This is a genomic window from Synechococcus sp. H70.2 (genome assembly GCF_047462275.1).
GTDB lineage: Bacteria > Cyanobacteriota > Cyanobacteriia > Thermostichales > Thermostichaceae > Thermostichus.
Map to the genome: position 1 here is coordinate 21,586 of NZ_JANSIU010000006.1, position 25,893 is coordinate 47,478.

General features: G+C 60.5%; 22 protein-coding genes and 2 tRNA genes. 16 read left to right on the forward strand and 8 right to left on the reverse strand.

What is annotated here, in order from left to right; genetic code table 11:
* Positions 1-81: 81 nt before the first annotated feature.
* The gene (gene ftsH / locus NW822_RS07270; protein ID WP_414404006.1) at positions 82-1,968 is read left to right on the forward strand and encodes an ATP-dependent zinc metalloprotease FtsH; all 1,887 of its coding nucleotides are present in this window, start codon (positions 82-84) and stop codon (positions 1,966-1,968) included.
* A 101-nt stretch (positions 1,969-2,069) separates the two neighbouring features.
* Complete coding sequence (locus tag NW822_RS07275; RefSeq protein WP_414404007.1) at positions 2,070-2,891, forward strand: class I SAM-dependent methyltransferase; 822 nt, start codon at positions 2,070-2,072, stop codon at positions 2,889-2,891.
* Here NW822_RS07275 and NW822_RS07280 read toward each other — a convergent pair.
* Positions 2,888-3,514, reverse strand: a complete 627-nt coding sequence (locus tag NW822_RS07280) for a hypothetical protein (protein WP_414404008.1) — start codon at positions 3,512-3,514, stop codon at positions 2,888-2,890. The two genes, NW822_RS07275 and NW822_RS07280, sit on opposite strands and share 4 nt — an antisense overlap.
* Positions 3,515-3,687: 173 nt before the next feature.
* Complete coding sequence (gene dnaA, locus NW822_RS07285; RefSeq protein WP_414360066.1) at positions 3,688-5,091, reverse strand: chromosomal replication initiator protein DnaA; 1,404 nt, start codon at positions 5,089-5,091, stop codon at positions 3,688-3,690.
* A 225-nt stretch (positions 5,092-5,316) separates the two neighbouring features.
* Between dnaA and rpmH the strand changes: the two genes are divergently transcribed.
* From rpmH to miaB, 6 genes are all read left to right on the forward strand, one after another.
* A complete protein-coding gene (gene rpmH / locus NW822_RS07290; protein WP_414359708.1) occupies positions 5,317-5,457 on the forward strand; it encodes a 50S ribosomal protein L34 in 141 nt (46 codons plus the stop codon).
* A 57-nt stretch (positions 5,458-5,514) separates the two neighbouring features.
* Entirely contained in the window at positions 5,515-5,889 is a 375-nt protein-coding gene (rnpA, locus tag NW822_RS07295; RefSeq protein WP_414404009.1) for a ribonuclease P protein component, read from the forward strand.
* A 718-nt stretch (positions 5,890-6,607) separates the two neighbouring features.
* Entirely contained in the window at positions 6,608-6,820 is a 213-nt protein-coding gene (locus NW822_RS07300) for a Uma2 family endonuclease (protein ID WP_414404010.1), read from the forward strand.
* A gap of 181 nt (positions 6,821-7,001) precedes the next feature.
* A complete protein-coding gene (locus tag NW822_RS07305) occupies positions 7,002-8,489 on the forward strand; it encodes a S41 family peptidase (RefSeq protein WP_414404011.1) in 1,488 nt (495 codons plus the stop codon).
* Between the two features lie 132 nt (positions 8,490-8,621).
* Positions 8,622-9,971 (forward strand): adenylosuccinate synthase, encoded by a 1,350-nt coding sequence (locus tag NW822_RS07310; protein ID WP_414404012.1) that lies wholly within the window; start codon positions 8,622-8,624, stop codon positions 9,969-9,971.
* 323 nt (positions 9,972-10,294) lie between these two features.
* Complete coding sequence (miaB, locus tag NW822_RS07315; RefSeq protein ID WP_414404013.1) at positions 10,295-11,656, forward strand: tRNA (N6-isopentenyl adenosine(37)-C2)-methylthiotransferase MiaB; 1,362 nt, start codon at positions 10,295-10,297, stop codon at positions 11,654-11,656.
* On the opposite strand, the gene NW822_RS07320 is transcribed toward miaB, so the two are convergent.
* Positions 11,656-11,727: transfer RNA gene (locus NW822_RS07320), tRNA-Thr, on the reverse strand. The two genes, miaB and NW822_RS07320, sit on opposite strands and share 1 nt — an antisense overlap.
* Positions 11,728-11,731: 4 nt before the next feature.
* Positions 11,732-11,817 (reverse strand) — tRNA-Tyr (locus NW822_RS07325).
* 140 nt (positions 11,818-11,957) lie between these two features.
* On the opposite strand from NW822_RS07325, the gene lysA reads away from it, so the two are divergent.
* The 3 genes from lysA to NW822_RS07340 all read left to right on the forward strand — a co-directional run bounded on the left by lysA (position 11,958) and on the right by NW822_RS07340 (position 15,207).
* Positions 11,958-13,334: a diaminopimelate decarboxylase gene (gene lysA / locus NW822_RS07330; RefSeq protein ID WP_414404014.1), complete on the forward strand. Its 1,377-nt coding sequence runs from the start codon at positions 11,958-11,960 to the stop codon at positions 13,332-13,334.
* Positions 13,335-13,513: 179 nt separating this feature from the next.
* Entirely contained in the window at positions 13,514-14,458 is a 945-nt protein-coding gene (cdaA, locus tag NW822_RS07335; protein WP_414359719.1) for a diadenylate cyclase CdaA, read from the forward strand.
* Between the two features lie 5 nt (positions 14,459-14,463).
* Positions 14,464-15,207, forward strand: coding sequence for an isoprenyl transferase (locus NW822_RS07340; RefSeq protein WP_414359720.1), 744 nt, complete (start codon positions 14,464-14,466; stop codon positions 15,205-15,207).
* A gap of 56 nt (positions 15,208-15,263) precedes the next feature.
* On the opposite strand, the gene NW822_RS07345 is transcribed toward NW822_RS07340, so the two are convergent.
* The 3 genes from NW822_RS07345 to rodA form a co-directional block, all read right to left on the reverse strand.
* Positions 15,264-15,872, reverse strand: a complete 609-nt coding sequence (locus NW822_RS07345; protein WP_414359722.1) for a CPP1-like family protein — start codon at positions 15,870-15,872, stop codon at positions 15,264-15,266.
* Positions 15,873-15,899: 27 nt separating this feature from the next.
* Complete coding sequence (locus tag NW822_RS07350; protein ID WP_414404015.1) at positions 15,900-17,096, reverse strand: cysteine desulfurase family protein; 1,197 nt, start codon at positions 17,094-17,096, stop codon at positions 15,900-15,902.
* A gap of 131 nt (positions 17,097-17,227) precedes the next feature.
* The gene (gene rodA / locus NW822_RS07355; RefSeq protein WP_414404093.1) at positions 17,228-18,538 is read right to left on the reverse strand and encodes a rod shape-determining protein RodA; all 1,311 of its coding nucleotides are present in this window, start codon (positions 18,536-18,538) and stop codon (positions 17,228-17,230) included.
* Positions 18,539-19,021: 483 nt separating this feature from the next.
* Here rodA and NW822_RS07360 point away from each other — a divergent pair, with 483 nt between their 5' ends.
* Positions 19,022-20,020 (forward strand): ribose-phosphate pyrophosphokinase, encoded by a 999-nt coding sequence (locus NW822_RS07360; protein WP_414359726.1) that lies wholly within the window; start codon positions 19,022-19,024, stop codon positions 20,018-20,020.
* Positions 20,021-20,042: 22 nt separating this feature from the next.
* On the opposite strand, the gene NW822_RS07365 is transcribed toward NW822_RS07360, so the two are convergent.
* Positions 20,043-21,044: a septal ring lytic transglycosylase RlpA family protein gene (locus tag NW822_RS07365; protein WP_414404016.1), complete on the reverse strand. Its 1,002-nt coding sequence runs from the start codon at positions 21,042-21,044 to the stop codon at positions 20,043-20,045.
* Positions 21,045-21,280: 236 nt separating this feature from the next.
* Between NW822_RS07365 and purM the strand changes: the two genes are divergently transcribed.
* The 4 genes from purM (at position 21,281) to NW822_RS07385 (ending at position 25,884) form a co-directional block, all read left to right on the forward strand.
* A complete protein-coding gene (gene purM, locus NW822_RS07370; protein ID WP_414404017.1) occupies positions 21,281-22,327 on the forward strand; it encodes a phosphoribosylformylglycinamidine cyclo-ligase in 1,047 nt (348 codons plus the stop codon).
* 150 nt (positions 22,328-22,477) lie between these two features.
* Entirely contained in the window at positions 22,478-23,512 is a 1,035-nt protein-coding gene (locus tag NW822_RS07375; RefSeq protein WP_414404018.1) for an ABC transporter ATP-binding protein, read from the forward strand.
* Entirely contained in the window at positions 23,509-24,294 is a 786-nt protein-coding gene (locus NW822_RS07380; RefSeq protein ID WP_414359733.1) for an ABC transporter permease, read from the forward strand. The genes NW822_RS07375 and NW822_RS07380 overlap by 4 nt, the downstream gene beginning before the upstream one ends.
* A gap of 24 nt (positions 24,295-24,318) precedes the next feature.
* On the forward strand, positions 24,319-25,884 hold the full coding sequence (locus NW822_RS07385) for a GldG family protein (RefSeq protein WP_414404019.1): 1,566 nt from the start codon (positions 24,319-24,321) through the stop codon (positions 25,882-25,884).
* The last annotated feature ends 9 nt before the right edge of the window (positions 25,885-25,893 follow it).

Below are 25,893 nucleotides of genomic sequence, written 5' to 3' on the forward strand. Positions count from 1 at the left end.
GCTGCTGCGGGGTTGTGCCTTGCAGGAGCAAGAGGTTAACTTTGTTAAAGGACTTTTAATGAGGGGGTGTTTTTCTTCCCTATGAACAAGCCTCTTTCCCCCCAGCGCTGGTTGATTGCTCTCATGCTGGGCTTCTGTCTCTGGCAGGGATCCAGCCTGGCTCCTGCCCATGCGGCCCTGGCCTCTGCCCTTACCTACGACCGCTTCTTGCGCTACGTCGAGGAGGGGCGCGTTACCGACGTGCGCCTTCTAGACAACAACCTGGTAGCGGAAGTTACGGCTGTTGATCCCCAGACGCAGCGCTCCACCCGCTATCGGGTCAACCTACTGCCCACCACTGTGCCGCAACTGGTAGAGCGCCTCACCGAGCAGGGGGTCGAGGTAACTGTAGTGCCCAGCCGCGATGGCAGCGCCTTCTGGGCCCTTCTCGGCAACTTAGTGATCCCCTTGATGCTTTTGGGGGGCCTGTTCCTGCTCCTACGCCGTGCCAGCGGAGGAGTAGGTGGCCCTGGACAAGCCATCAACTTTGGCAAGTCGCGGGCCCGCTTCCAAATGGAAGCCAAAACTGGTGTCACCTTCGACGACGTAGCCGGGATTGATGAGGCCAAGGAAGAGTTGCAGGAGGTGGTGACCTTCCTGAAGAAGCCAGAGCGCTTCACCGCCGTGGGGGCAAAGATCCCCAAAGGCGTGTTGTTGGTGGGGCCGCCGGGGACGGGCAAAACGCTTCTAGCCAAGGCCATTGCTGGCGAGGCAGGTGTGCCCTTCTTTAGCCTGTCCGGCTCTGAGTTTGTGGAGATGTTTGTGGGTGTGGGGGCTTCGCGGGTGCGGGATCTTTTTCGGAAGGCCAAGGAGAATGCCCCCTGCATTGTCTTTATCGACGAGATTGACGCGGTGGGCCGGCAGCGGGGAGCTGGCATTGGTGGAGGCAACGACGAGCGCGAGCAAACCCTGAACCAGTTGCTTACGGAAATGGATGGGTTTGAGGGTAACTCCGGCGTGATCGTTATTGCTGCAACCAACCGCCCTGATGTCTTGGATGCGGCGCTTTTGCGGCCGGGGCGCTTTGACCGCCAGATTACGGTAGATCGGCCTAGCTTTAAGGGCCGCTACGAGATCCTGCGCGTCCATGCCCGCAACAAAAAGCTAGCCGAGGAGGTTAGCCTGGAGGCCATTGCCCGCCGTACCCCTGGCTTTGCTGGTGCCGATTTGGCCAACCTGCTCAACGAGGCGGCCATCCTGGCAGCCCGCCGCCAACACAAGGCCATTACCAACCAGGACATTGACGATGCCCTTGACCGCATCACTATCGGCTTGACCAAGCCGCCGCTGTTGGATGGCAAGAGCAAGCGCCTGATTGCCTACCACGAGTGCGGCCATGCCCTGTTGATGACCCTCTTGCCCCATGCGGATCCCCTGAACAAGGTAACGATCATCCCCCGTTCCGGGGGTGCTGGCGGCTTTGCGCAGCAACTGCCCAACGAGGAGCAGATTGACTCCGGCATGTACAGCCGTGCCTGGCTGTTGGACCGGGTGGTGGTGGGCTTTGGCGGTCGGGCAGCTGAGGAGATTGTCTTCGGCTACTCCGAAGTAACCACTGGAGCTAGCAACGACCTGCAGCAGAACACCAACCTCGTGCGGCAGATGGTGACCCGCTTTGGCATGTCCGAGTTGGGGCCGCTGATGTGGGATTCCCCCAACAACGAGATCTTTTTGGGCGGCGGCTGGATGAACCGTGTCGAATACTCCGAGGAGGTGGCCGCCAAGATTGACCGGCAGGTGCGGCAGATCCTGGAAAGCTGCTACCAAAAGGCCAAGCAAATCTTGCTGGAGCACCGGGCGCTGCTGGACCGGCTGGCCGACACCTTGGTGGAGCGGGAAACCCTGGATGGGGACGAGTTTCGGGCCATTGTGGCAGAATACGTTCCCATCCCCGAGAAGGTCGGCTTGCCCAGCCCAAAGACGGCCTAGGGAGCCCCTCTTCCTGCCGGATTGATGAGCTTAGAGGAGGGTGGTTGTCGGGGGTGCTACCTGGCAGCTGCCCTTTTGTTTGGCAAGGTTTGGGTTGTCCCATGCGCTCTTTTCTGTCTGCTCTGCCAGCTCGCCTCTACCGCTGCCTAAGCTGCGGTCAGGAAGGGCTAAGCCTACCACCGGCGCGGGAGCCAGGCTCTGGCGCGGATCGGGTTTATTGTCCCCGCTGTGGCCAGGTTTACCCCATTCTGCCTTCCGGGGCGGTGGATTTTCTAGCCACCTCGCCCGAGTTGTCCCTTACTCCCGCCCAAGCTATTGCCCATCTACCCGGCTTTGCCTGGGCCTACGACCGACTCTGGCGACCCTGGGCCCTGTCACTGTTGTCGGGAGAGAGCTTTGGCAGCGAGCGGGAAGGCCAGTTGCTGGCAGAACTGGTGGGCGAGGCGGATCCTATCTTGGATCTCGGCACTGCCGGGGGGTACTGGAGTCGCCTCCTTTTGAGCAGGGATCCGCAGCGGACGGTGATTGGCTTGGACACTGCGGCAGGGGTCCTGGCAGAGGCAGCCCAACAGGCCCAGCCCCACTGGCAACACTACAGCCTGCTGCGGGCGCGGGCGGAACAGCTCCCCCTAGCCTCTGGGGCCTTTGGGGCGGTGATTAGCGGGGCAACCTTGAACGAGGTGCCGCTAGATCCCTGTTTGCAGGAGGTGGCCCGCATTTTGCGGCCTGGCGGGGTGTTTGTCTCAATGCACAGCCAGCAGGTTCAAGGGTGGGGGCAAGTGGTGCAGCGCTGGCTGGAGGCGACTGGACTCCGCTTTTTCTCGGCAGACGAGCTGCGCCGGCACCTGGAAACGGCAGGGCTGCAATTGGAGCGCTACCTCAGCTTTGGTTGGGTGGCTTTTGTGCAGGCAGTGCGGGGCTAAGGGATCCACTCCAGGCCAGCGCCGAAGCTGGATTCCTGCGCCAAGGTGGAGTGGCGCAGGCTGTAGCGGGCAGCCAGGCGAAAGGAAGGGCTGATGGCGTAGGCAGCGGTGATTTCTGCCAAAGTGGCCTGTCCCTCTTCCGACTCCTGGGGGGTCACCCAACTGTAGCTGCCAGTCAGGTCGGCAGCTCCAGGAGCCAGGGCCAAAACGAAAAAAACCCCATAGCTCACCCCCCTGAAGCGCCGGTTCTCCTGCTCCCAAGCCCGGTAGCCCAGCTGGGGAGCCAGATTAAAGCGGGATCCCACAGGGGCAAGAAAGTAACGCACCTCTGAGCCGTACTGGCGGACGACCGGATTTTCCAAAGATTGGCGGTAGTCGCCGCTGAGGGTGAGGCGATCCCCCAAGCGCAGGTCCTGCAAGCCAATTCGCCACTCGGAAGCCGACTCGAAACCCACTTGCAAACGGGTCGGCAAAACGGGAGTATTGCGGATTTCTTCCAAAAGATCGGGGGGGTCTTGCAGCCAGCGGCGCAACACGGGGCTATCTATCTGACCCTCCAGCCCCAACGCAGCTGAGAGGGACGGGAGATCCACCTCCACAGCCCAGGCTGGCCACTTGGGCATCAGGCAAGCTCCAAGGAGCAACACACCCCAACAAAGCTCTCTGCCCACTTCCGTTCCCCCCTGCAAGCCCCGCCTGCCCCGCCTTATAACTGTAGCTGCTTCCGCTTCCAAAGACAGCAAGGCTCTTGGCAGGGCAGCGACAGCACTTCAAGACGGACCAGCGGCGCCAATAACTATCTGTTTCGGCTGTTGGCTATGACCCGCAGCCGCTGGGACAGGTTTTGCAGTTGCCGCTCAAGTTGCAGGTTCTCCCGCTGCAACTGGCTAATTTTTTCGCAGCTATAGAGAACGGTAGTGTGGTCTTTTCCACCAAAGTAATCGCCAATTTTGGGTAAGCTGAGGCGGGTGTGCTGCCGCATCAAAAACATGGCAATTTGCCGCGCATGGCTAATGTCCCGCTTGCGGGAAGATCCCAATAAGCTCTCTCGGTCAATGCCAAATTCCTCACAGACGACATCAACAATCATGTCAGGAGTAATCTCCTTGGGTTCGCTGGGGGGGTTGAGGATGGGCTGAATCGTCTCCACGCTCATCGGCAGACCAGAAATGGAGACGTAAGCAACGGCACGGATGAGGGCACCCTCCAGCTCGCGGATGTTGCTGGTGTAGGTGGTGGCAATATATTCGATGACCTCTGGCGGCAGGCTCATCCCCTCGTACTCAGCTTTTTTCTTGAGAATGGCCATGCGGGTCTCAATATCGGGCGGCTGAATTTCTGCAATTAAGCCCATTGAAAACCGAGAACAAAGCCGCTCCTGGAGCCGCGGGATCAGGTGAGGGGATCGGTCAGCAGCTAGCACAATCTGTTTGCCCGATTCATGCAGAGTATTAAAGGTGTGAAAAAACTCCTCCTGGGTATACTCTTTGCCTTCGATAAATTGGACGTCGTCTACTAACAGAATATCCACATCTCGGTACTGCTCCCGGAAAGACTGCATACTGTCTCGCCGGATGGCATCGATGAGATCATTGGTAAAGCGCTCGGTGGAGACGTAGAAGACCTTAGCCCGTGGATTGGCCTCTAGCTGGTAGTGGCCGATTGCCTGCATCAGGTGAGTTTTGCCTAGCCCTACGCCACCGCAGAGAAACAGAGGGTTATAGGCCCGCCCCGGCTTGTCCGCTACGGCCAGGGCTGCTGCATGGGCCATGCGGTTGTTGGGGCCAACCACAAACTGCGAGAAGGAATACTTGGGATTGAGCTCTGGTGCTCGCATAGGTAGGCTGCTGCTCGCCTCTAGCCCCCGTAGAGCAGAATCAGGGAAGCCTCCAGGGCGGCGGGAGCTGGGCTTCTCAACTGTCGAAGGAGGCTCTTCCTCAACCAAAGCTTGGGGAGCAACGGAAAACTCTACCTGCAAAGGGATCCCCGCCACCCGCTGCACCACTTCGGTGATGGTGGAGGCATAGTGCTTCTGCAGCCAGCCCCGTGCCCATTCGCTGGGAGTGGAGATGGTGAGGCGGTTGCCCACCAACGACTCAGGCCGTGCTGTCTTGATCCAAGCTTCAAAGGTTGGCCGGCTGAGCTGCACTTGTAGATGGCCCAGAGCCTGATCCCAGAGCTGCTCTAGAGAGATGTCCACGCCACACGCCCAGAGCGACACACCACAACCCCCGAGAGAACAAAGCACTCAGCAGGGCTTCCACTCTCGGGATTCCCAATTTAACTGCTTGGCGTGGGGTGTCCAATCTACCCATTTTCCCCTGAGTTTGCTAGAATGGCCCTTCGCTGACTGTATGTAAGTGGACTCAATTGCCCCCTGCCCGCTGCGGCAGGCTGTGTTGAAGTTGGGAGTTGGTTTTTCACCATGCCTCAGCGTACCCTTCGTGGCACTAACCGCAGACGCATTCGGGTTTCTGGGTTTCGAGCCAGAATGCGCACGCCGGGTGGGCGGCGAGTCCTGAAGCGGCGGCGGGCCAAGGGGCGTTATCGTCTGGCTGCTTCCTGAGGCGTCCAATTCCCCTGCCAGAGGCGCAAGCAAAAGTTGGGGCTGGGATCCGCCACCATGCTACCTGCTCCTTATCGCTTGCGGGATCGGCGGGCGTTTCAGGCGCTTTACCAGTCGGGCCAGCGGCGTTCCACTGCTGGATTGATCCTGCTGTTTCAACCAATGCCGGCAGGAGGTGAAGGGATCCCTAGCCAGGTGGGACTGGCGGTCAGCAAAAAGGTGGACAAATCGGCGGTACGGCGAAATCGGCTGCGGCGCCGGCTGCGGGAAGCTCTGCGGCCTCTCTGTCCCCACCTCAAGCCCGGCTATCACCTGCTATTTATCCCCAAGCCCAATTTGCTTACCTACAAGTGGCCAGAGCTGCAAGCAGAGGTGCGCTACCTTCTCCAGAAGGCTGATTTACTCGTTAGCCCAGAGGAGGGGCTTGGGTAGGTAGGCGGGGCTAACTCCTTTGCTACTCTACTGGCCTGTACTAGGGGAGTGAGGTGACGCAGGTATCTTGGGGCTAGCAGAGGGAATCAAGAAGCTCTACGGAAGGGGAATCCCGCCAATACCCTGTGCGAGACCTCTATCGGGATGCAGAGGGATCCTCTGCCGAAGCGGCGCTGGCCTCTTTAACGAGCCTGCCCTCAACTGGTTTAAGGCTTTGAAAATGGCGCTTGGCAGGTACACGGAGGAGGTGCAGGGATCCCTCCCCAACTCCAGGCCAACTTTGAGAGCGAGACTCCTCCCCCTATCCTCAAAACCTGGAAAGCGTTGAATCAAACTAAGGAGCTTAGACCTCAGCAGGGGGTCATCCTGGAAATCCAGTTTTGCCTACGCATCTCCAGTTCCCACCATGACGGCCTTGACGCTCAATCTCGGCCCTTTGATGACTCTGACGCGAGAGGGTTTTGTCCTGCTTTGTGCAGCCAATCCGGAACTGAAACTGGAGCGCCCTGCCCAGAGAGAGCTAGGGGTCGTGTCCCCGACCAGCGGTGAAATGGGCAACCTCAACTTAATTTGTCTGGAACCGCGAGTTAGGCCGGGGCAAAGCCTTGGATTTTTCTCTGCCTTCGGGCAGCGACCGCTCTCCTGACCTGGCCTGGATCCCGCTGGAAAAGGGGCAGAGGCGCGCCGGAGATTCCTGCCCTTGTGCCCCGACTTTCTCTTGCCCGCCGGTTCCTGGCTCCAAGTCCAAGCCAAGATGCCGGAGTACCTGGACAACGGCTGCCGCCTGGGGTGGCTTTTAGACAAGCGAGTGATGATCTACCGGGCAGGACAGGTGCCGGAACTGGTGGAAAACCCAGAAACCTTGTCGGGAGAAGAGGTGCTGCCCGGCTTTACCCTGCCCATCCGCAAAATCTGGTCTGCCGGGAGCTAGAACTGCCAGGGTTGCCCTTACCTCCAGACCTACAACCGCTAGGGTTTTGAGAGGCAAAAAATAGGCACCCCCCACTGCCCACAGTGGCAGGAGGAAGGGCGGGGGGTTTATTCTATTCGCAGCATCTGCAAAAAGGCAGGTTGCCATGAGGAGATGGGCGCAGGCAGGGAGAGTGTGGGCAATGGCCGTGGCAATCGGCGGGATCCTTCCAGCCAGCGTGAGAGGCCAGGCAGCTCTGCCACCCGTTCCGGTCGTCCCCTCAATTGAGGAGCCAACTGTTGCGCCAGCCTCGCCCTCCCAAGGGGCGCCAGCCAATCCCGCGCTTCGGCCCCCTTCTTCTGCGCCAGCGCTGGGCCAGGATCTGCGCTATCTGGTAGGGCTGTTCATCAACGAGTCTTGGCAGGCGGGCAACCAGGCTGCTGCGGTCAACTACAGCGACCTCTACACCCGCCTGTTGGCCCGCACCTACAGGGATCCCCGCCCGCCCATCGAAGTTGAGTATGAGCTAATTCGAGAGATCCTGCGCGAATATGGGGATCCCGCCGATCGCTTCTGGGATCCGCAAAGCTTTAGGGACTTGCTCAACCGTCCTCGCCCGCCCCTCCAGGCGCGTCAGATTGGGCCGCGCCAGGTTTACCTGGCAGTGCCGGAGCTTACCCCTGCCACCGCCCAGCAGATTCGCCAAGCCCTCTACACCCAGGATTACAGCCAAGGCATTGTCCTCGACCTGCGGGGGTCGGTGGGCTATGACCCGCAAGTGATAGCGGATGTGGCGCGCTTATTTTTGCCCCGTTCCGTGCAGCCGCTGCTGGTTACGGAAGACCGCTTTGGTCAATCTACCTCCTGGAACAGTGAAAACTTGCCCCTCGCCGCGGGGATCCCGTTGGCTGTCCTTGTCGATGGCAACACCCGCCAGGGGGCGACCCTCTTGGCAGCCCAGCTGGGAGCTAGCGGCAGCACCGTTATTGTGGGACAGACCACCCAAGGCAGCGAGCGCCAGACCCGCTTCTTCGCCCTGCCTTCTGGCGCGGCAGTGGAACTGGCCGTAGCCACTTGGAAAACAGGCGATGGACGTTCCCTAGCCCAGGGTTTGGTGCCCTTGCAAAGGGTAGAGGGAGATGAGAATGCCTGGCTCAAGGCTGCCCTAGAAGCCCTGGCCCTGCCTCCCCGCCGCCCCAGCCCCCCGCCCCGCCCCACCGTCCTGGTTCAAGAGGGCCGTGTCGGTCGCTTTGTCCTGGGCATGGATACCCGCAACGTCGATACCCACCTCTTGGGCAACGTGGAGCTAATCCCGGCCGAATCTCGGGCAAATGTATTTCAGCCCAACAGCGACCTGAAGATCTTCTACTTGCCAGACTACATCCTCTTTGCCTACCGCCCTCCGGGCGTTCTCAATAGCTTTTTTGCCGACCGCATCTATACCACCCACCCCGAAGCCATGACTGGCGAAGGGATCCGCATTGGCTCCACCTACTCGGAAGTAGTTGCTGTTTACGGCGGCCCCGGCGAAAACGGCTACAACGAGGTGGTGCCCTACCCCAAAGGAAGTCGGGAATACCTGCGGGAGGATCGCTACTACGTCAACTACGATGCCCTGGGCCTGTCCTTTGTCTTTGCGGTGGGCTCCAACCAAGTGACCGCCATCGGCCTGTTCAAGCCGGGGAGTTGAGGACGGAAAAGTTAATCGATTGTTAACCTTTTTGTCAAAAACCCTCAACACCCCCCCGAGCCATGGGGTAAATTAGTGCAGCGACCCCGGGAAAGGGGTTTTTGTGCTGTTTACGGACTGGGGGAGAAGCCTTTGGCAAACGTTGTGGTTGTCGGTGCCCAGTGGGGCGACGAAGGAAAAGGTAAGATCACCGACCTCCTCAGTGAGAAAGCCCATGTAGTCGTTCGCTACCAGGGTGGGGTTAATGCCGGCCACACGGTGGTGGTGGGGGGCAAGACCTTTAAGTTGCACCTTATCCCCTCCGGCATCCTCTACCCCGATAAGCGCTGCGTCATCGCCAGTGGTACGGTGATCGATCCCGAAGTTTTGCTGGCCGAGATCGACCAACTGCACCAACTGGGGATCTCCACCCACAACCTCTACATTGCCGAAACGGCCCACGTAACCTTGCCCTACCACCGCGTCATCGACGTGGCCGAAGAAGAGCGGCGCGGCATCTACCGGCTGGGCACCACTGGCCGGGGCATTGGACCCACCTACGCCGACAAGGCCGAGCGCATGGGCATCCGCGTCGTGGACTTGATGTACCCTGACCAACTGCGGGAGCGCCTCAGTTGGGCTATCCCCTACAAGAATGTTTTGCTGGAGAAGATCTACAACTTGCCTCCCCTAGATCCAGAGCCGATTATCGAGCAATACCTGGCCTACGCGGAGCGGCTGCGCCCCTATGTCACTGATGCCGCCCTGCTTCTCACGCAAGCCATTGAGGAGCGGCAGAACATTCTCTTTGAGGGAGCGCAGGGTACGCTGTTAGACATTGACTATGGCACCTACCCCTACGTCACCTCTTCCCATCCCATTGCTGGCGGCGCCTGCGTGGGGGCTGGGATTGGCCCCACCAGCATCGACCGGGTAATTGGGGTAGCTAAGGCCTACACCACCCGCGTTGGCGAGGGCCCGTTCCCTACCGAACTTAAAGACGAAATCGGTGCCTATTTGCAGTCTGCTGGCGGCGAATTCGGCACCACCACGGGGCGGCAGCGGCGCTGCGGCTGGTTTGATGGTGTCATTGGGCGTTATGCCGTGCGGATCAACGGCCTCGACTGCCTGGCCATCACCAAGTTGGATGTTCTAGATGGCCTGGATGAGATCAAGGTGTGCGTGGCCTACGAGTACCAGGGTCGCGAGATCCATCACTTTCCCAGTGATGCCCGCGTCTTTGCCCAGTGCAAACCCATCTACAAAACCCTGCCCGGCTGGAAGTGCTCCACCAAAGGCTGCCGCTCCCTTGAGGACCTGCCTCCCGAAGCCTACGACTACCTGAAGTTTTTGGCCCAGTTGATGCAGGTGCCGATTGCCATTGTCTCCCTAGGAGCCAGCCGCGACGAGACCATCATTGTCGAGGATCCCATCCACGGCCCCAAGCGTGCTCTCCTTTACCCCAATGGCAGCAAGCAGGTTCACGCCCTCATGCCGGACTAACTTGGCACTCCCCCGACTTTAGTCGGGGGATTGACGGACTTGCAAAGGCGCTGTCAAGACGCCCCTAGACAGTTCCTTCAAAGCCCAAGGGTCTTCACCGGCGTGGGCGCTTGCTTATTTTCCGCCCCGCACGAATCACGCTAGCGGGACGGAGAGTTACCAAGCTACTGTATTCCACCTCCGCTAAGGGGTAGCGCCTAAGCCCGCCTCAGCGAGGGCTGCGCAGAGGGCAAAGGGCAACCCTGGAGGGGGCTGCTACTGCCCCCTGAGGATCCGCTAAGCTCATAAGGTAAGGATTGCTGTCCCTGTCTTCTGGTCTTGCCATGGCTGCTCCCACCTACTCCATCATCACCTTTGGCTGTCAAATGAACCGAGCCGACAGCGAGCGCATGGCCGGGATCCTGGAGTCGCTGGGGTATGTGCCCGCCGCAAACGAACTGCAGGCAGACTTGGTTCTCTTCAATACCTGTACCATCCGCGACAACGCTGAGCAAAAGGTGTATTCCTACCTAGGCATCCAGGCGCAGCGCAAGCGGAAAAACCCCGCCATCAAGCTGATCGTGGCCGGCTGCGTGGCCCAGCAGGAGGGAGAGCGGCTGCTGCGCCGCGTCCCGGAGCTCGACCTGGTCATGGGCCCCCAGTACGTCAATCGCCTGGGAGATCTGCTGGCCCAGGTGGAGGCTGGCAACCAGGTGGTGGCCACTGAGCCTGTCGAGATCCCGGAAGACATCACCAAGCCCCGCCGGGATAGCCGGGTGACAGCCTGGATCAACGTCATCTACGGCTGCAACGAGCGCTGCACCTACTGCATTGTGCCGTTGGTGCGGGGACGGGAGCAGTCGCGCCAGCCGCAGGCCATCCGCGCCGAGATTGAGGACGTGGCCCGGGCCGGCTACCGCGAGGTCACCTTGCTAGGGCAAAACATCGACGCCTACGGGCGGGATCTGGATCCCAAAACCAACCTGGCCAGCTTGCTGCGCTTTGTCCACTCGGTGGAAGGGATCGAGCGGATTCGCTTTGCCACCAGCCACCCGCGCTACTTCACTGAAGAGCTCATTGCCACCTGTGCCGAGCTGCCCAAGGTGTGCGAGCACTTCCACATCCCCTTCCAGGCGGGCAGTGACGAAGTCCTCAAGCGGATGCGGCGCGGCTACACCCAGGAGCGCTACCGCCAGCTCATCCAGCTCATCCGCCAGTACATGCCCGAGGCCACCATCAGCGCCGATGCCATCGTTGGCTTCCCCGGTGAAACGGAAGCCCAGTTTCAAGAAACCCTGCAACTGGTGCAGGATATCGGCTTTGATTTCCTCAATACTGCCGCCTACTCTCCCCGCCCGGGCACGCCAGCAGCGGAGTGGCCCGACCAAGTGCCAGAAGAAGAAAAAAGCGACCGCCTGCAACGGCTCAACCGCTTGGTAGCGGAGGTGGCTGCCGCCCGCAGCGCCCGCCTGCTGGGCCAGGTGCAGGAGGTGCTGGTGGAAGGCCCCAACCCCAAAAACCCCCGCCAAGCGATGGGACGTACCCGCGGTAACCGCATCGTCTTCTTCGACGGCGATCCCGAGCAATTGCAGGGATCCCTGGTGCCAGTGCGCATCACTGCTACGCGGGCTTTCTCTCTTAGCGGCGAGATGGTCAAAGCAGGGGAAGGGAAACCCCACCCTGCAGAGCTGGAAGTTTGTGCCTAAGCCCACGACGAGGATTGAACTCGTGACCTCCCCCTTACCAAGGGGGTGCTCTGCCACTGAGCTACGTGGGCAGCGTGGTGGGCCGAGTTGGATTCGAACCAACGTAGGCGTAAGCCAGCGGATTTACAGTCCGCCCCCTTTAACCACTCGGGCATCGACCCATAGACGCTGGTCCTCTATAGTAGCAGAAAAAAGGGTGCCCAGGAGCAACTTAGGCCCAGGTAGAAGCTGAGGGAGCTTTCCCCAGCCCAATTGGCGAGAAAACTTGGTAGGGTGGAAAACAGGCCTCTAGCTTGCAACTATGGTCTCAAGGCTCAGCACTCCGCCTTCTGTCGAGTCCGTTTCTCCTAACCAGTCCCTGCAGCCGTTAACTAGCCGCGTCAACCGCCAGGGCCACCTGGAAATTGGTGGCTGTGACGTGGTGGAGCTGGTGCGCCAGTTTGGCTCCCCCCTCTACATCCTGGACGAATGGACCCTGCGGCAGGCCTGCCGCCTCTATCGCGACACCTGGGCCCGCTGCTACCCTGGGCAATCCCAAGTCTTGTATGCTACGAAAGCCTGGAACTGCTTGGCCATCTGTGCTTTGGCGCTGCAGGAAGGGCTGGGGCTGGATGTTGCCTCTGGCGGCGAGCTGTACACTGCCCTGCAAGCAGGAGCTAGAGGCAAAGATCTCTACCTGCACGGCAACGCCAAGTCAGCAGAGGAGCTGGCCATGGCCCTGGAGGTGGGCTGCACCCTGGTCGTAGATAGCCTCTACGAGCTGCAGCAGGTGGCGGCCCTGGCCACCCCTGAACGACCCGCCCGCTTATTGGTGCGGGTCAACCCCGGCATTGACGTCCACACCCATGAGTACATCCGCACCGGCCAAACCGACAGCAAATTTGGCATTGGCCAGTGGCAACTGCCGGAGGTGTTTGATTTTCTGGCAGCCCATCCGCAACTGCACTGCGTCGGGCTCCACGCCCACATTGGATCCCAGATTTTTGATCTGCAAGGACACCGCGACCTGGCGGGGGTACTGGCTCAGATCTGGCGGCAAGGGTTAGACAAAGGCCTGCCCCTCCAGGAGCTCAATGTGGGCGGCGGCCTGGGGATCCGCTATGTCGAATCCGACGATCCCCCGTCCATCCCAGAGTGGGTGGAAGCCGTGGCCACTGCAGTGGAGCAGAGTTTCACTGCCGCTGGGATCCCCCTGCCCAAGGTGCTCTGCGAGCCTGGACGGTCTGTGGTTGGGCCAGCGGCTGTAACTGCCTACACCTTGGGGGGCAAGAAGTGGATCCCGCCCAGCGAAGACCTTCCCGAGGGGCGTCTCTACGTCACCATTGACGGTGGCATGTCCGATAACCCCCGCCCTATCACCTATGGGGCCCGCTACACCGCCCTTCTGGCCAACCGCCCCGAGGCTGAGGCCACCCAGAGGGTAACAGTGGCCGGAAAACACTGCGAGTCGGGGGATGTGCTCTTGAAAGATGTGCTTTTGCCCAACCCAGCGCCCGGCGAAGTCCTAGTTGTGTTGGCCACCGGCGCCTACAACTACAGCATGGCCTCCAACTACAACCGCTTCCCGCGGCCGGCAGCAGTGCTGGTCAACCAAGGGAAGGCCCAGTTAATCCTGCGGCGGGAAACTTATGCCGATTTAATCCGTCAGGATATCCTACCAGAGCAGTTGCGGCCCTAGAGGCAAAAAGCGCCAGCAGGGAGCTGCCCAAGTTGCCAGGGAGGATCTAGCCTACTGGGCTCAACTGGGAAGACCTGGAAGCCAGGGAGGAGGTAAATGGTAGGCTGGTCAGGGAACCGCAGTCCGGCAAGATTCTCGCGGCGGGACGGCGCAGGCGAAAGGTCTGCAGCACGAGGGGAGTGTGGACGGGGTTTTTCGGCATGCTGGCGGCCTTATGGGCTTGGCTACAGCAATTTACCTTTCTCAGCCTCTTGGATTGGGCACTGGCTGTCCTGCTATTGGCTTTGGCCCTCTATTCCACCCGCAAGAGCCGGGCCGGGGTGCTGGTGCGAGGATTTACGGTGCTGTTGGTGCTCTACCTGGCCACAGCGGCGCTGCCGCTGGTGCACCTTATTTTAGATCGCTTGCTCCTGGCTGCGGCCGTGGCCATGGGGGTGCTCTTTCAGCCAGAGCTGCGGCAGCTCTTGGAGCAGTTGGCCAAGATCATCCGCATGGAAGGGTCAGATCCTCCAAACGGGGATGAGGAAGATTATGAGGAGGGCTTGGTGGAGGAAGTGGTGCAAGCCGTGCGGGAGCTCTCCCAAAGTCGGACAGGGGCTCTAATTGTAATTGAGCCGGATCAGCCCATTGACTCACGGGTGTTTACTGACAAGGGGGTCTCTCTTCAAGCACGGGTATCGCGGGAGCTTTTGCAGACGATTTTCCAGACCTCGACCTTGCTCCACGATGGGGCAGTTCTTATCCATCGAGATCGCATTCGCGCAGCAGGAGTCATCCTACCAGTTTCAGAGCGAGCTGCTTCCCGTCAACTGGGAACCAGGCACCGGGCGGCAATGGGGATTACCGAGCAAGCCAATTGCTTGTGTATTGTGGTTTCAGAAGAAACCGGGTCCATCTCTCTAGCAGAGGGTGGACGCATCGAGCGTCCCCTAACCAGTGCCAGGTTACATGAGCTGCTGCTAGAGCGGTTGCGCCATTCCCGCCAGTCCAAAAAACGAGAGGCTCCTCTGAGGAGACTGGGGATCCACTCGTGGGTTTGCAACGGACCGTTGCGCTGGTGGGGATCCCTGCTTGATTCAGCCAAACGCTCTCGCAAACCTGAGAAAACGCTTCCTAAAGAATAACCTCCATGACTCTTTCTCCTGCTTATCTTCAGTTACCTGCCGATCTCGATCCGCAGTTGTTACCCCGCCACGTGGCCGTGGTGATGGATGGCAACGGGCGGTGGGCACAAAAACGGGGGCTCCCTCGTAGCGTCGGCCACCAGCGGGGGGTAGCGGCCTTGAAGGAGCTCGTCCGCTGCTGCCACGATTGGGGGATCCCGCTCCTTACTGCCTATGCCTTCTCCACCGAAAACTGGGGTCGAGCCCGCGAAGAAGTCGATTTCCTCATGACTTTATTTGAGCGGGTGCTGTGGCAAGAGTTGGAGGAAATGGTGGAGCAGGGGGTGCGCATTCAGTTTGCCGGCCAGTTGTCGGCCCTGCCCCCCTCTCTACAGGAGGCCATTGGGCAAGCAGTGGAGTGTACCCAGCACAACGAGGGTCTTTGCCTGACGGTGGCTCTCAACTATGGAGGAAGACAAGAGATCCTGCAGGCTTGCCGCTCCATTGCCACCCTGGTACAGCAAGGACTGCTGCAGCCGGATCAAATTGACGAGGCCCTTTTCTCCCAGTTTCTCTACACCAACGGCCTCTCGGATCCCGACTTGCTAATCCGCACCAGCGGCGAGATGCGCCTTAGTAACTTTTTGCTCTGGCAGATGGCTTACACTGAGCAGTACTTCACCCCCATCCTTTGGCCCGATTTTGACCGCGCTGCTTTTCACCAGGCTCTGCTCAGCTACCAGTCGCGCCAGCGACGGTTTGGCAAGTGAGGAGGTTCTCTACCCCCCTCTAGGAAAACCGAGGAGCGAGGGCTCTTAGGCAGGTGCTAGCGCAAAAAGGTGGTTACTAGCCACATCAACCCAAAGGTAATTCCCACCCACAGGAGGCCAGGGGCATCGCCACCGGTAAGGGGCAAAGCAAGACTATAGGCCAACACCAGCCCCAGGATCAAGGCCGCCAGCGCCAAGAAGAAAGAGCGGAGGAAGCGGCGTTCCTTGCGGTACAGGAAATAGATGGAGGTCATCAGCCCCAGCGCCAGTTGTAAGGAGGGATACTCTTCGGGGGAGAGGACAACCCAACCTAGCAACCCTCCCAAAATCCCTGCTGACCAGAGGGCGGTGGCCACCGAAGGGGTGTCCAGCCAGCGGTTTAACCCAAAAGAGATCTTCTTGACCGGGCGGGGTAAACCCACCTCTGGCGCAGGAGAGCCAGGGCGCTGTTCTGCGTAGCGAATGCGATCCGGGACGGGGATCTTGCCCTCTTTGCGCAGGCGCAGGCGCTGCATCAGGATAGCGTCGTAGGCTTGCTCCACCCGTTCCTGCTGCGCTTCATCTGCAGCCAAGCTGGCTAGGAGTCGTGCCCGCGCCGACTGGATCTCCTCAAAAGAGGCTTCTTCACTGACCCCCAGCACTTGATAGGGACTCATCTCAGCCATGACGACCAGCCTGCTTGTAACTCTCTATCACCCTAGCCTAGCCGCCAATTGAAGAACCGCCTGGGAGGGTTGAGGGTCTAGCCTCGCCGCCGCCAGGAGCAACGCCCGCAGCGATTGGGCCACCTGCTCAACGGCTGCTGGAGTGGTAGCCCTGCCCAGGCTAAGGCGGATAGATCCCAGGGCCTCAGCCTCAGAATAGCCCATGGCCAGGAGAATGCGGCTAGGGATCTGTTGTCCACTACTACAGGCAGAGCCGGCGCTGATGGCGATTCCCTGGCGGCTCATCTCCCTCACCAGCACGTGCCCCGGGATCGCGGTGGTGCAGTAGCTGAGGTGGTGGGGCAGGCGTTGCTCCAGATCTGCAGGGCCAGTTAGCCGCAAACCGGGCACGGAAGCCAGCAACTGGGCCAAGTGCCGCTGCAGCTGCCGTAGGCGGGCCGTCTCCCGCTCCAGCTCTTGGGCAGCCAAAGCTGCCGCCACCCCCAGGCCAACGATCCCTGGGATCCCTTGGGTGCCGGCTCGCAGCCGCCGTTCTTGGCCGCCCCCCCGCAGTAGCGGTTGCAGCTCCACCCCTGGGCGCACGTACAGCGCCCCCACCCCCTGTGGCCCGTAGAGCTTGTGCCCAGACAAGGAGAGCAGATCCACAGGCAGCTGCGCCAGATCCAAGGGGATCCGCCCTACCGTCTGCACTGCGTCAGTGTGGAAGAGCACTCCCGCCTGGCGGCAGATGTAGCCCAGCTCAGCAATGGGCTGCAGGGATCCCACCTCATTCTGGCCGTGGATGATGGAGACCAGAGCGGTGTTGGGCCGCAACGCCTGGATCAGGGTTTGGGGATCCACCTGGCCAGCGGAGTTCACTGCCAGGCGGGTTACCTCCCAGCCCTGGGCCTGCAGCTGGCGGGCGGCGTTTTCCACCGAGGCGTGCTCGACACTGGAGATGATGAGGTGTTGGGGAGTGGAGTAGCGCTGAGCCACCCCAAATAGGGCCAGGTTGTTCGACTCCGTCCCGCCAGAGGTAAACACCAGCGCCTCCGGCTCACAGTTAAGCAGCTCAGCCACCTGCTGCCGCGCCCGTTCCATGGCCATGGCCGCCCGTTCCCCCCACCTATGCAAGCTGGAGGGGTTGCCCCAACTTTCCTGCATCACCAGCCGCATGGCCTCGATGACCTCCGGCCGAGGCGGCGTGGTGGCGCTGTGGTCAAAGTAAAGCGCGGGATCCAGCATGAGCAGCTCACACCTTAGGTCTCTATGTCCCCATCTTAGGGCCGGCTTGCTGACAAGTCCTGCCCAAGGGGGCACTAGTAGTACCCCTCCTGCGGCCAGCAGGGCAATGGCCTCCGCTTGGCGGGGGCTGCCTACTTGAAAAGGCTAGGGCGTTGGCGGTGCATGGCCACCGATTCCACCAGACCAATGGCCAGAAAGTTGGTCAACAGAGCGGAGCGGCCGTAACTCAAAAAAGGCAAGGGCAGGCCGGTAATGGGAGCCAAGCCAATTGTCATACCAATATTGACAACCGCCTGAAAGAGGATCATGGCCAGCACCCCAATGGTAATTAGGGAGCCAAAATTGTCCTTGGCCCCCTGGGCAATCCAGATTAGCCGCGCGCACAGAATCCAAAACAGGAGCAGCACCGTCAGGGTGCCGACAAAGCCCATCTCTTCCCCAATGGCCGAGAAGATAAAATCGGTGTGCTGCTCGGGAATGAAGTCCAGTTGGGTTTGGGTGCCCTGCTGGAGGCCCCGGCCCCAGAGCCCGCCGGCGCCGATGGCAATGCGGGACTGAATCAGGTGGTAGCCGGATCCCCAGGGCTCTTGCATGGGATCAATGAAGATCTCCAGCCGCCGCCGCTGGTAGGGCTTGAGGATGTGCCAGGCCAGCTGGCCCAGATGTCCGGAGAGCAGGTTGAGCACTCCAAAGCTTAGCGCCCCCGACCACCGCCAAGGCAGCCGCCAAGCGGCTAGGCTCACCATGCCCAGGCACCAGATTAGCCAAACCCAGAGCATCCAGCTCAATCCTGGGCGGGTGTGCAGGCCATAGAGAATGGCTCCCACCGCCGGCGACACCAGCAAGAGGATCCAACTGCCCTTGGCTCCAGCCCAGTAGAGCATGACCAGCAAAATGGCCACAAACACCAGGGCCGTACCCAAATTGGGCTGAAGAAAGATCAAAATCCAAGGAGGAGCAATGACGGCAACAGCCACCCAAATCTGGCTGAAGTACCGGATGGGCCAGTGGTGCAAAATAGCTGCCAGGGTAATAATGACCCCCAACTTGGCAAACTCGGAAGGCTGGAGCTGGAAGCCGGCAATGGAGATCCACCGCTCTGCCCCCCCTGCTGCCGTGCCGAGGAAGAGCACCGCAATCAAGCTTGCCAAGGTTAGGAAGTAGGTCAACCAATGCCAGCGCAACAGTCGTTCATAGGGGATCCGCGCCACCATTCCCAAAAACCCTAGGCCAATGCCAGCCATCACCAACTGCTGCAGCCAGTAATGGCTGATGGGCCGCTCCCAGACCACGCTGCGGATGGCAATAATGCCGATGCCTGTCAAGGCCAGCACCGTGGCCAGCAAAATGCTGTCGAACTCGCGCCAGGGGGTGACAACTTGCCTCAAAAACCGTTGCCAGACGGGCAAGGAGGCTGCCTTGGGATCAGGATTACCTAGCAGGAGAGCCATAGCCGCCGGAGCAACATCGGCACTAGCTTACTGGAAAACTGGCTCTCAAGCCCTGCCCTGCCGCTAAAACAGGGCTGCTCCGTATGCGCACCGCCAAGACCTTGCCACGGGTTACCCCTGCAGGGGCTCTTCCCCCACTGCAAAGGCAGCAGCCGCAACTCCAGAGCCGGCCGATCCCCAGCAACCCAACTAGAAGCGGTGCAAACACCAAGTAGACCCAAACCCCAGCGCTCCTAGGCCAAGCCCAGTCTGGCTGGGATCCCCTCGCCGCTAGAGGTAACCCCTGGCACTCATTCCTGTGGCAGCTGCTCACCCCCCCAGACCTGCTGCCGGGATCTCCGCAGACGTTATCTCGGGCCTTAAGAAAGCCGAGATTGCTAGGTAAAGACACAGTTGCTGGGGCGGGAAAAGCTAATGCTACGATAGCAGGGCGTGCCTTTGGGCGCTAGCTACGGACGAGTTCAACACCGATCTGTGGTTCGCTCTGCCCCCTTTCTTCGTCCTTCTCCGCTGCCGCCTGTTTCTGAGAGCAATCGGCTTAAGATATTTTCCGGGAGTGCCAATCCAGCTTTAGCCCAAGAGGTAGCCCGGTATTTGGGCTTAGACCTGGGCCCGATACTGCGCAAGCGCTTTGCCGATGGCGAGCTGTACATTCAAATCCAGGAGTCGATTCGCGGCGCCGATGTTTACCTCATCCAGCCCACCTGCCGCCCAGTCAATGATCACCTCATGGAGCTGTTGGTGATCATTGACGCCTGCCGCCGCGCCTCTGCTCGCCAGATCACGGCCGTTTTGCCCTACTACGGCTATGCCCGTGCCGACCGCAAAACGGCGGGACGGGAGGCCATCACGGCCAAACTGGTGGCCAATATGATTACTCAGGCGGGAGCCCACCGGGTGCTGGCCATGGATCTGCATTCGGCCCAGATCCAGGGCTACTTCGACATCCCCCTCGACCACGTCTATGCCCAGCCGGTTCTTCAGGCCTACCTCAAAGAAAAAGGCCTCCTCGAGGAAGACATTGTCGTTGTGTCTCCCGATGTGGGGGGGGTGGCGCGGGCCCGTGCTTTTGCCAAAAAACTTAAGGAAGCTCCGCTGGCCATCATTGACAAGCGTCGCCAGGCCCACAATGATGTGGAGGTCATGAACCTCATTGGCGACGTGCGGGGAAAGATTGCCATCCTCGTGGATGATATGATTGACACGGCGGGCACCATCTCCGAAGGGGCAAAGTTGCTGCGCAAGGCGGGAGCCAAGGCAGTTTATGCCTGTGCCATTCATCCTGTCTTTTCCGATCCCGCCATTGAACGCCTGCAAGGCGGCTTGTTTGAAGAGGTGATTGTTACCAACACCATTCCTGTCCCGCCAGAGAAGCAGTTTCCTGGGCTGACCATCCTCTCGGTGGCCAATGTGCTAGGGGAAGCTATCTGGCGTATCCACGAAGATAGCTCCGTCAGCAGCATGTTCCACTAACGGAGCCGCCTTTGCCCCTGCTCTAGCGCCTGGGGAGCACCTCCACGCGCACCGGGGCAAGGCCTGCCTGCACCATACCCAGAGCTTCTGCCGCCCTTAGGGAGAGGTCGATAATTCGATTGGGGATAAAGGGGCCGCGATCATTGATGCGCACCACAACCTGGCGGCCATTCCTCAGGTTGGTTACCCGCACTACCGTCCCGAAGGGCAGCGTAGGGTGGGCTGCCGTCATCTCGTTGCGAGTGGGGTGTAGGTCGTACCAAGAGGCGATCCCTTCCTGCACTAGACTAGCCTTGATAAGGGGAACTCCCTGCTGCTGGACCGGAACTGGCGGCGGCGGAGCGGCAGTCTTGGCTTTTAGAGTAGCCAGCTGCGGCAAGACAGGAGCAGGGAGAGGAGGGGCACCCAGCAGCAGCCGGCGCAGCCGATTGGTGGCCAGAAGGGCTGTATCCACTGGGCGTTGGTTATCCACCAGGAGTACGCCTTCATCAACACGCAACAATTCCTTGCCGTTAACCCGAACGGCATAGAGAGGATCCCCGGATTTGGGCTCGGTCCAAGCCAGGGTGATGGTGGTGTCTTCTAGAGATCCCTGGGCCATTTGGTTGAGCTGGGCCACTAGAGAACTGGCCCGCAGCAACGGCGGCTCCAAGCGAGGGTGCTCGACAAAGGTAACGATGGGCAAGTCCCGCACATAGACGGTAACCGCCTGCCGCCCGTCGATTAGGTAGGCGTAGAGGGTGGCAATGGGCTGAGGAGCAGACTGCTTTTGTTCGCCAATCTTGAGGATGGGCTCTTCGAGGAGCCGAGGGAGGCTTGCCTGGGGGGAGGGGAGGAGAGACGACAAGTCCTGCACGTTCAAGGTGCCAGGTTTTGCAGGCAGGGAAGGATTGGGCTGGGGAGCAAAGACAAGCTTGGCTGCGGGAGAAAGCGAAGGGCCTTCCAGGGGTAACTCTGCGGCTTGGGTGGTGGTAGAGCCACTGCGGGCTGACGCTTGGGCCCTGGCATTACTGAGCAGACCCATGGGCCAGCTTAAAGCTGTGACACAGAGACAGCTAACCAAGCCCAACTTGGGGGCAGGAGCCAGTCCCTGTCCAAGCCATTTTTGAGTTTGCATGAGGCCGCGCTCCTCTTCAACTCGTCCAACTTCCAACGCGATGGCTAAAACAGAAGTTAATGTACCATGGGTTTCTGGATTGACTGGTTTGCCTGCCCAGGCGCAAAAGCCCAAGTCCAGTTATCGTAAGGGTATTTGGCATCTTGGACTACCGCTCAGCAGGGGTTGACATCGATCGCGGACGCGCTTTTGTCCAAGGGATCCGGGAGCGCGTTGAACGGAGTTCTACAGGTTCCCCAGGAGTCTTGGGTAGCATTGGCGGCTTTGCCGGCTTGTTCGAGCTGCCAGCAGGCTACCGTGCCCCGGTTCTGGTGGCCGGGGCCGATGGAGTGGGGACCAAGCTGGAGATTGCCCAGCAGTGGGGGCAGCACCGCAGCGTCGGTATTGATCTAGTGGCCATGTGTGTCAACGACGTGCTGACGGTGGGAGCCAAGCCGCTGTTTTTCCTGGACTACATTGCCACCGGCAAGCTGCAGCCAGAGGCCCTCTGGCAAGTCATCGAGGGCATTTTAGCGGGCTGCCAGGAGGCCGGCTGCCAACTGCTGGGGGGAGAAACGGCGGAGATGCCGGGATTCTACCCGCCTGGAAAGTACGACTTGGCGGGATTTTGCGTTGGGGTTGTGGACAAGGCAGACATTCTAGACGGCTCTCAGGTGCAGCTGGGGGATCGGCTGTGGGCTCTGCCCAGCAGCGGCCTGCACAGCAACGGCTTCAGCCTGGTGCGGCGCATTGTGGCCGAGCGAGGCTGGCGCTGGGACCACCAACCCTCCGGCTGGGATCGGCCTTTGGCGGAGGTGTTTCTCACCCCCACCCGCATCTACGTGCAGGCGGTGCAGCGGCTGCAAGCGGCAGGGATCCCCATCCACGGCATGGCTCACATCACCGGCGGCGGCATCCCGGAAAACTTGCCCCGCTGTTTGGCTCCTAGCCAGGCGGCGCGGCTAGAGCCCCACAGTTGGCCCGTTCCGCCGGAGTTTCTCTGGCTGCAGGAGCAAGGCCAAGTGGAGACCCTGGAGATGTTCAACACCTTCAACCTGGGGGTGGGCTATGTGCTGGTGGTGCCCCCTGCGGCGGAAGATTCGCTGAGATCGCTGCTGCCGGAAGCCTTCCCTATTGGCGAGGTGGTGGCCGCCCGCCCTGGGGAGAGCCGGGTCTTGGGGCTGGAGGAGTGGGGATCCCTAGGACCTTGAGTCCCCACCAAAAGGGGGATGGGGATCCCGTCTGCCGAGGCCGGGCGCCGCTATGCTAAGTTTGCAAATGGCCTTGGCGTCGTTTGTCCCCGGCTTAACAGGCCTTCTGGGTCCACAACTGCCGCTAACCCTCTAAGCGAGGAAGCGTCGATGACAGGTTTATCCACTGCTTCGGCAACCACGGCTGCCATTGAGGTAGAGCATCTGAGCAAAACCTACGGCAGCTTTACCGCCATCCGCGATATTTCTTTCCAGGTGAATGCCGGCGAGATCATGGGGTTTCTAGGGCCCAATGGCGCCGGCAAGACCACCTCGATGCGCATTCTGGCGGGGTACTTGCCGGCTACGGAAGGAACGGCGCGGGTGGCCGGGTTTGATGTGCACGAAAACCCGATGGCAGTGCGGCAGCGCATTGGCTATTTGCCAGAAAACCCGCCCCTCTACCCCGATATGACGGTGGAGGCCTACCTGCACTTTGTTGCCCAGATTAAGCGGGTCAGCGCTGGTGACCGACCTAGGCGGGTAGACGAGGTAATTCGCCGCTGCAGCCTGGAAGACAAGCGCCACACCCTCATCCGCAAGCTCTCCAAGGGGTACAAGCAGCGGGTGGGCCTGGCCCAAGCTTTAGTGCACGACCCGCCCGTGATTATCCTCGACGAGCCCACAATTGGGCTGGATCCCAAGCAGATCATCGAGGTGCGCAACCTCATCAAAAGTCTGGCAGGGGAGCACACCATCATCCTCTCCACCCACATCCTGCCGGAGGTAAGCATGACCTGCGACCGGGTGGTGATCATCAACCGCGGCCAGGTGGCAGCCATCGGCACGCCCGCCGAGCTGACGGCACAGGTGCAGGATCGGCAGCAGGCAAAGCTGGTGGTGGGCGCCCCTGAGGAAACGGCTATCCGGGCGGCCCTGCAAAACTTGCCCCAGGTGGAGGTGGTGAGTTTGCAGCCCCTGGGATCCGATCCCCCTCGCTGGCAGGTGCAGCTTAAAAGCAACGTTGCTGCCGTTCGCGACAAAGGGACAGAGTCCTTAGGCTGGATCCCGGAGGTGGCCAGGGCCCTGGTGCAGGCAGGGATCGACCTCTACGAGATCGGTCGTCCCCAGGCTTCTTTGGAAGAGATTTTCCTGCAGCTCACCACCCAAGAGGGATCCGCAGGCACATTGGAGGAAGCAGCATGAACGGAGCAGTGGCCATTTTTCGCAAAGAACTGCGCGGCTATTTCACCTCCCCCATTGCCTACGTGGTGGCGGCGGTGTTCTGGGGCCTGGCGGGGTTTTTCTTTGTCAACATCTTGGTGCGGGTCATTAACTTCTCCCAGCAGGTGGATCTCTTTGCCCAGTTTGGCCAAGAGAACCCCTTTGATGCCGCCACCATCCTGTCGCAGCAGTTTCTCAATTTGCTGAGCACCCTTTCCCTATTTTTATTGCCTATCTTCACCATGAGCTCCTACGCCGAGGAGCGGCGGCGGGGCACGATGGAGCTGTTGGCTACCTCCCCCATTACCAACCTAGAGGTGGCCCTGGGCAAGTGGCTGGCGGTCTGGGTGTTCTTCATTACCTTATTGCTGCCGCCTCTGGTTTACCACGTGCTGGTGCTAAGTAGCGCCAGGCCAGCGGTTGATTACCGCTTAACTCTGATGGGCTATGTGGGACTTGCCCTGCTGGCGGGTAGTGTCATGGCTTTGGGGTTATTTGTCTCTTCTCTAACAGACAGTACCCTCATTGCTGCGGTGGCTACCTTTGGGTTGATCCTGCTGCTCTGGGTCATCGACGCTGCTGCCGGCCAGGAGAACACGTGGATTGCCGCTACCCTGCGGCACATCTCCCTGCTGCAGCAATACAGCAACTGGGTGCAAGGGATCCTCAGCAGCAGTAGCGTCGTCCTTTTCCTCAGCATCATTGTGCTGGGGCTGTTTGCCACGGTGCAGTCGGTGGAAAGCTTGCGCTGGCAGCAGGGCTAGGGTTGTCTTGGGAGGTGTGCGGTGATGAAAGACTGGCGGGCACTGGCAGATTGGACGGGGATCCTCGGCCTTGGTGTCATAGCCATTGGGTTGCTGGTGGGAGCTGCCCTCACTGGCTGGACAGCTGTGCCGCTAAGTCTGCTGGCAGCAGGCCTAGTCCTAGTAGTGGTGTGGGGTCTCACCCACCAGCGCGAAGTCAGCGTCTTCCTTGGCCTGCGCTCCACTCAGACCAACGCCAACATCCTGGTGGCGGTGGCGGCGATGGCCGTCATTCTGGTGTTGCTCAATGTCGTGGCCGTGCGCTACGACCTGCGCCTGGATCTCACGGAGGGAGGCCTGTTTACCCTCTCGCCTCAAACCCGGCAACTGGTGCAGGGATTGGCGCAACCCGTCAAAGTCTGGGTGGTTACCACGGCGCCGGATCCCAACCTGCGGGAGCAACTGGAGCGCTACCGCCGCCTCAACCCTGAGCGCTTCCAATTTGAATTTGTGGATCCCAACCGCGATCCCCTAACGGTGCAGCGGCTCCAGGTAACGCAAAACAACACCCTCGTGGTGGAAGCCGGAGAAAGCCGGCAGCAACTGCCGCAGCCCCCTGCCCCTGAGCTGGAGAGCAAACTGACCCCCGTCTTGTCTAAAGTGGTCAACCGCGGGGAGTTGCTGGCCTATTTCGTGCAAGGGCATGGGGAAGTGGGCCTAGAGGCACGGGAAGGTACCCCAACGCTGGCCCAGGCGGTGGCAGCCCTCGGCCAGGAAGGCTATCGGGTGGAGCCTTTGAACCTGGTGCAGTCGGAGATCCCGGACAAGGCCGATGTGCTGGTGTTGGCAGGGCCGCAGCGGGCTCTCTTCCCGGGGGAGGTGGAGAAGCTGCAGGAGTACCTGGCCAGGGGAGGGCGCCTGCTGCTGCTCATTGGGCCACGGGTGGATGCTGGCTTGGATCCCTTGCTGGAAGAGTGGGGCGTGGTTTTGGGAGATGACATCCTTATCGAGGTGAGCAGCGTCAGCCAACTCTTGGGCACAGGACCGGCAGTTGCCCTAGTCACCACCTACGGGGATCACCCTATTACCGCCCCCTTGGCCGAGCAGCGGCTGATGACCCTCTTTCCTCTGGCTCGTTCTGTAGAAACCCAAGCCCGCGAAGGGATCCAGGCTACACCTCTGCTGCGCACCAGCCCCCAGAGCTGGGGAGAGACCAGCCCCAACCTGGAGGCTGGCCCCGTGCAATTTGACCTGGCTCAAGACAAGCCTGGCCCGCTAACCCTAGGTGTCGCCTTGAGCCGCCGGCTGGAAAGCGAGAAGCAGGATTCCCAGCAGAGTTCAGCACCTGAGGCCCGCCTGGTGGTCATTGGCAATGTCAACTTTGCTCTTGACGGCAACCTGCGGCAGCAGGGCAACCGGGATCTCTTCCTCAACGCGGTTAACTGGCTAACCGAACAGACCGAGCAGATCTCCATCCGCCCCAAATCTATTACCGACCGCCGTCTCACCCTAACCGACCAGAACTTCCGCTGGTTGGTGCTGGGATCGACGGTACTCCTGCCGCTGGTGGCGTTGGGGGTGGGGGCCGTGCTTTGGTGGCAAAGGCGGTAGAGCTGGGGG

Bases quoted from the DNA above. Each gene is read 5' to 3' on its own strand.
- ftsH (WP_414404006.1), top strand. From the start codon at position 82: ATGAACAAGCCTCTTTCCCCCCAGCGCTGGTTGATTGCTCTCATGCTG.
- NW822_RS07275 (WP_414404007.1), top strand. From the start codon at position 2,070: ATGCGCTCTTTTCTGTCTGCTCTGCCAGCTCGCCTCTACCGCTGCCTA.
- NW822_RS07280 (WP_414404008.1), bottom strand. From the start codon at position 3,514: ATGCCCAAGTGGCCAGCCTGGGCTGTGGAGGTGGATCTCCCGTCCCTC.
- rpmH (WP_414359708.1), top strand. From the start codon at position 5,317: ATGCCTCAGCGTACCCTTCGTGGCACTAACCGCAGACGCATTCGGGTT.
- rnpA (WP_414404009.1), top strand. From the start codon at position 5,515: ATGCTACCTGCTCCTTATCGCTTGCGGGATCGGCGGGCGTTTCAGGCG.
- NW822_RS07305 (WP_414404011.1), top strand. From the start codon at position 7,002: ATGGCCGTGGCAATCGGCGGGATCCTTCCAGCCAGCGTGAGAGGCCAG.
- miaB (WP_414404013.1), top strand. From the start codon at position 10,295: ATGGCTGCTCCCACCTACTCCATCATCACCTTTGGCTGTCAAATGAAC.
- lysA (WP_414404014.1), top strand. From the start codon at position 11,958: ATGGTCTCAAGGCTCAGCACTCCGCCTTCTGTCGAGTCCGTTTCTCCT.
- NW822_RS07340 (WP_414359720.1), top strand. From the start codon at position 14,464: ATGACTCTTTCTCCTGCTTATCTTCAGTTACCTGCCGATCTCGATCCG.
- NW822_RS07345 (WP_414359722.1), bottom strand. From the start codon at position 15,872: ATGGCTGAGATGAGTCCCTATCAAGTGCTGGGGGTCAGTGAAGAAGCC.
- NW822_RS07350 (WP_414404015.1), bottom strand. From the start codon at position 17,096: ATGCTGGATCCCGCGCTTTACTTTGACCACAGCGCCACCACGCCGCCT.
- NW822_RS07365 (WP_414404016.1), bottom strand. From the start codon at position 21,044: ATGGGTCTGCTCAGTAATGCCAGGGCCCAAGCGTCAGCCCGCAGTGGC.
- NW822_RS07375 (WP_414404018.1), top strand. From the start codon at position 22,478: ATGACAGGTTTATCCACTGCTTCGGCAACCACGGCTGCCATTGAGGTA.
- NW822_RS07380 (WP_414359733.1), top strand. From the start codon at position 23,509: ATGAACGGAGCAGTGGCCATTTTTCGCAAAGAACTGCGCGGCTATTTC.
- NW822_RS07385 (WP_414404019.1), top strand. From the start codon at position 24,319: ATGAAAGACTGGCGGGCACTGGCAGATTGGACGGGGATCCTCGGCCTT.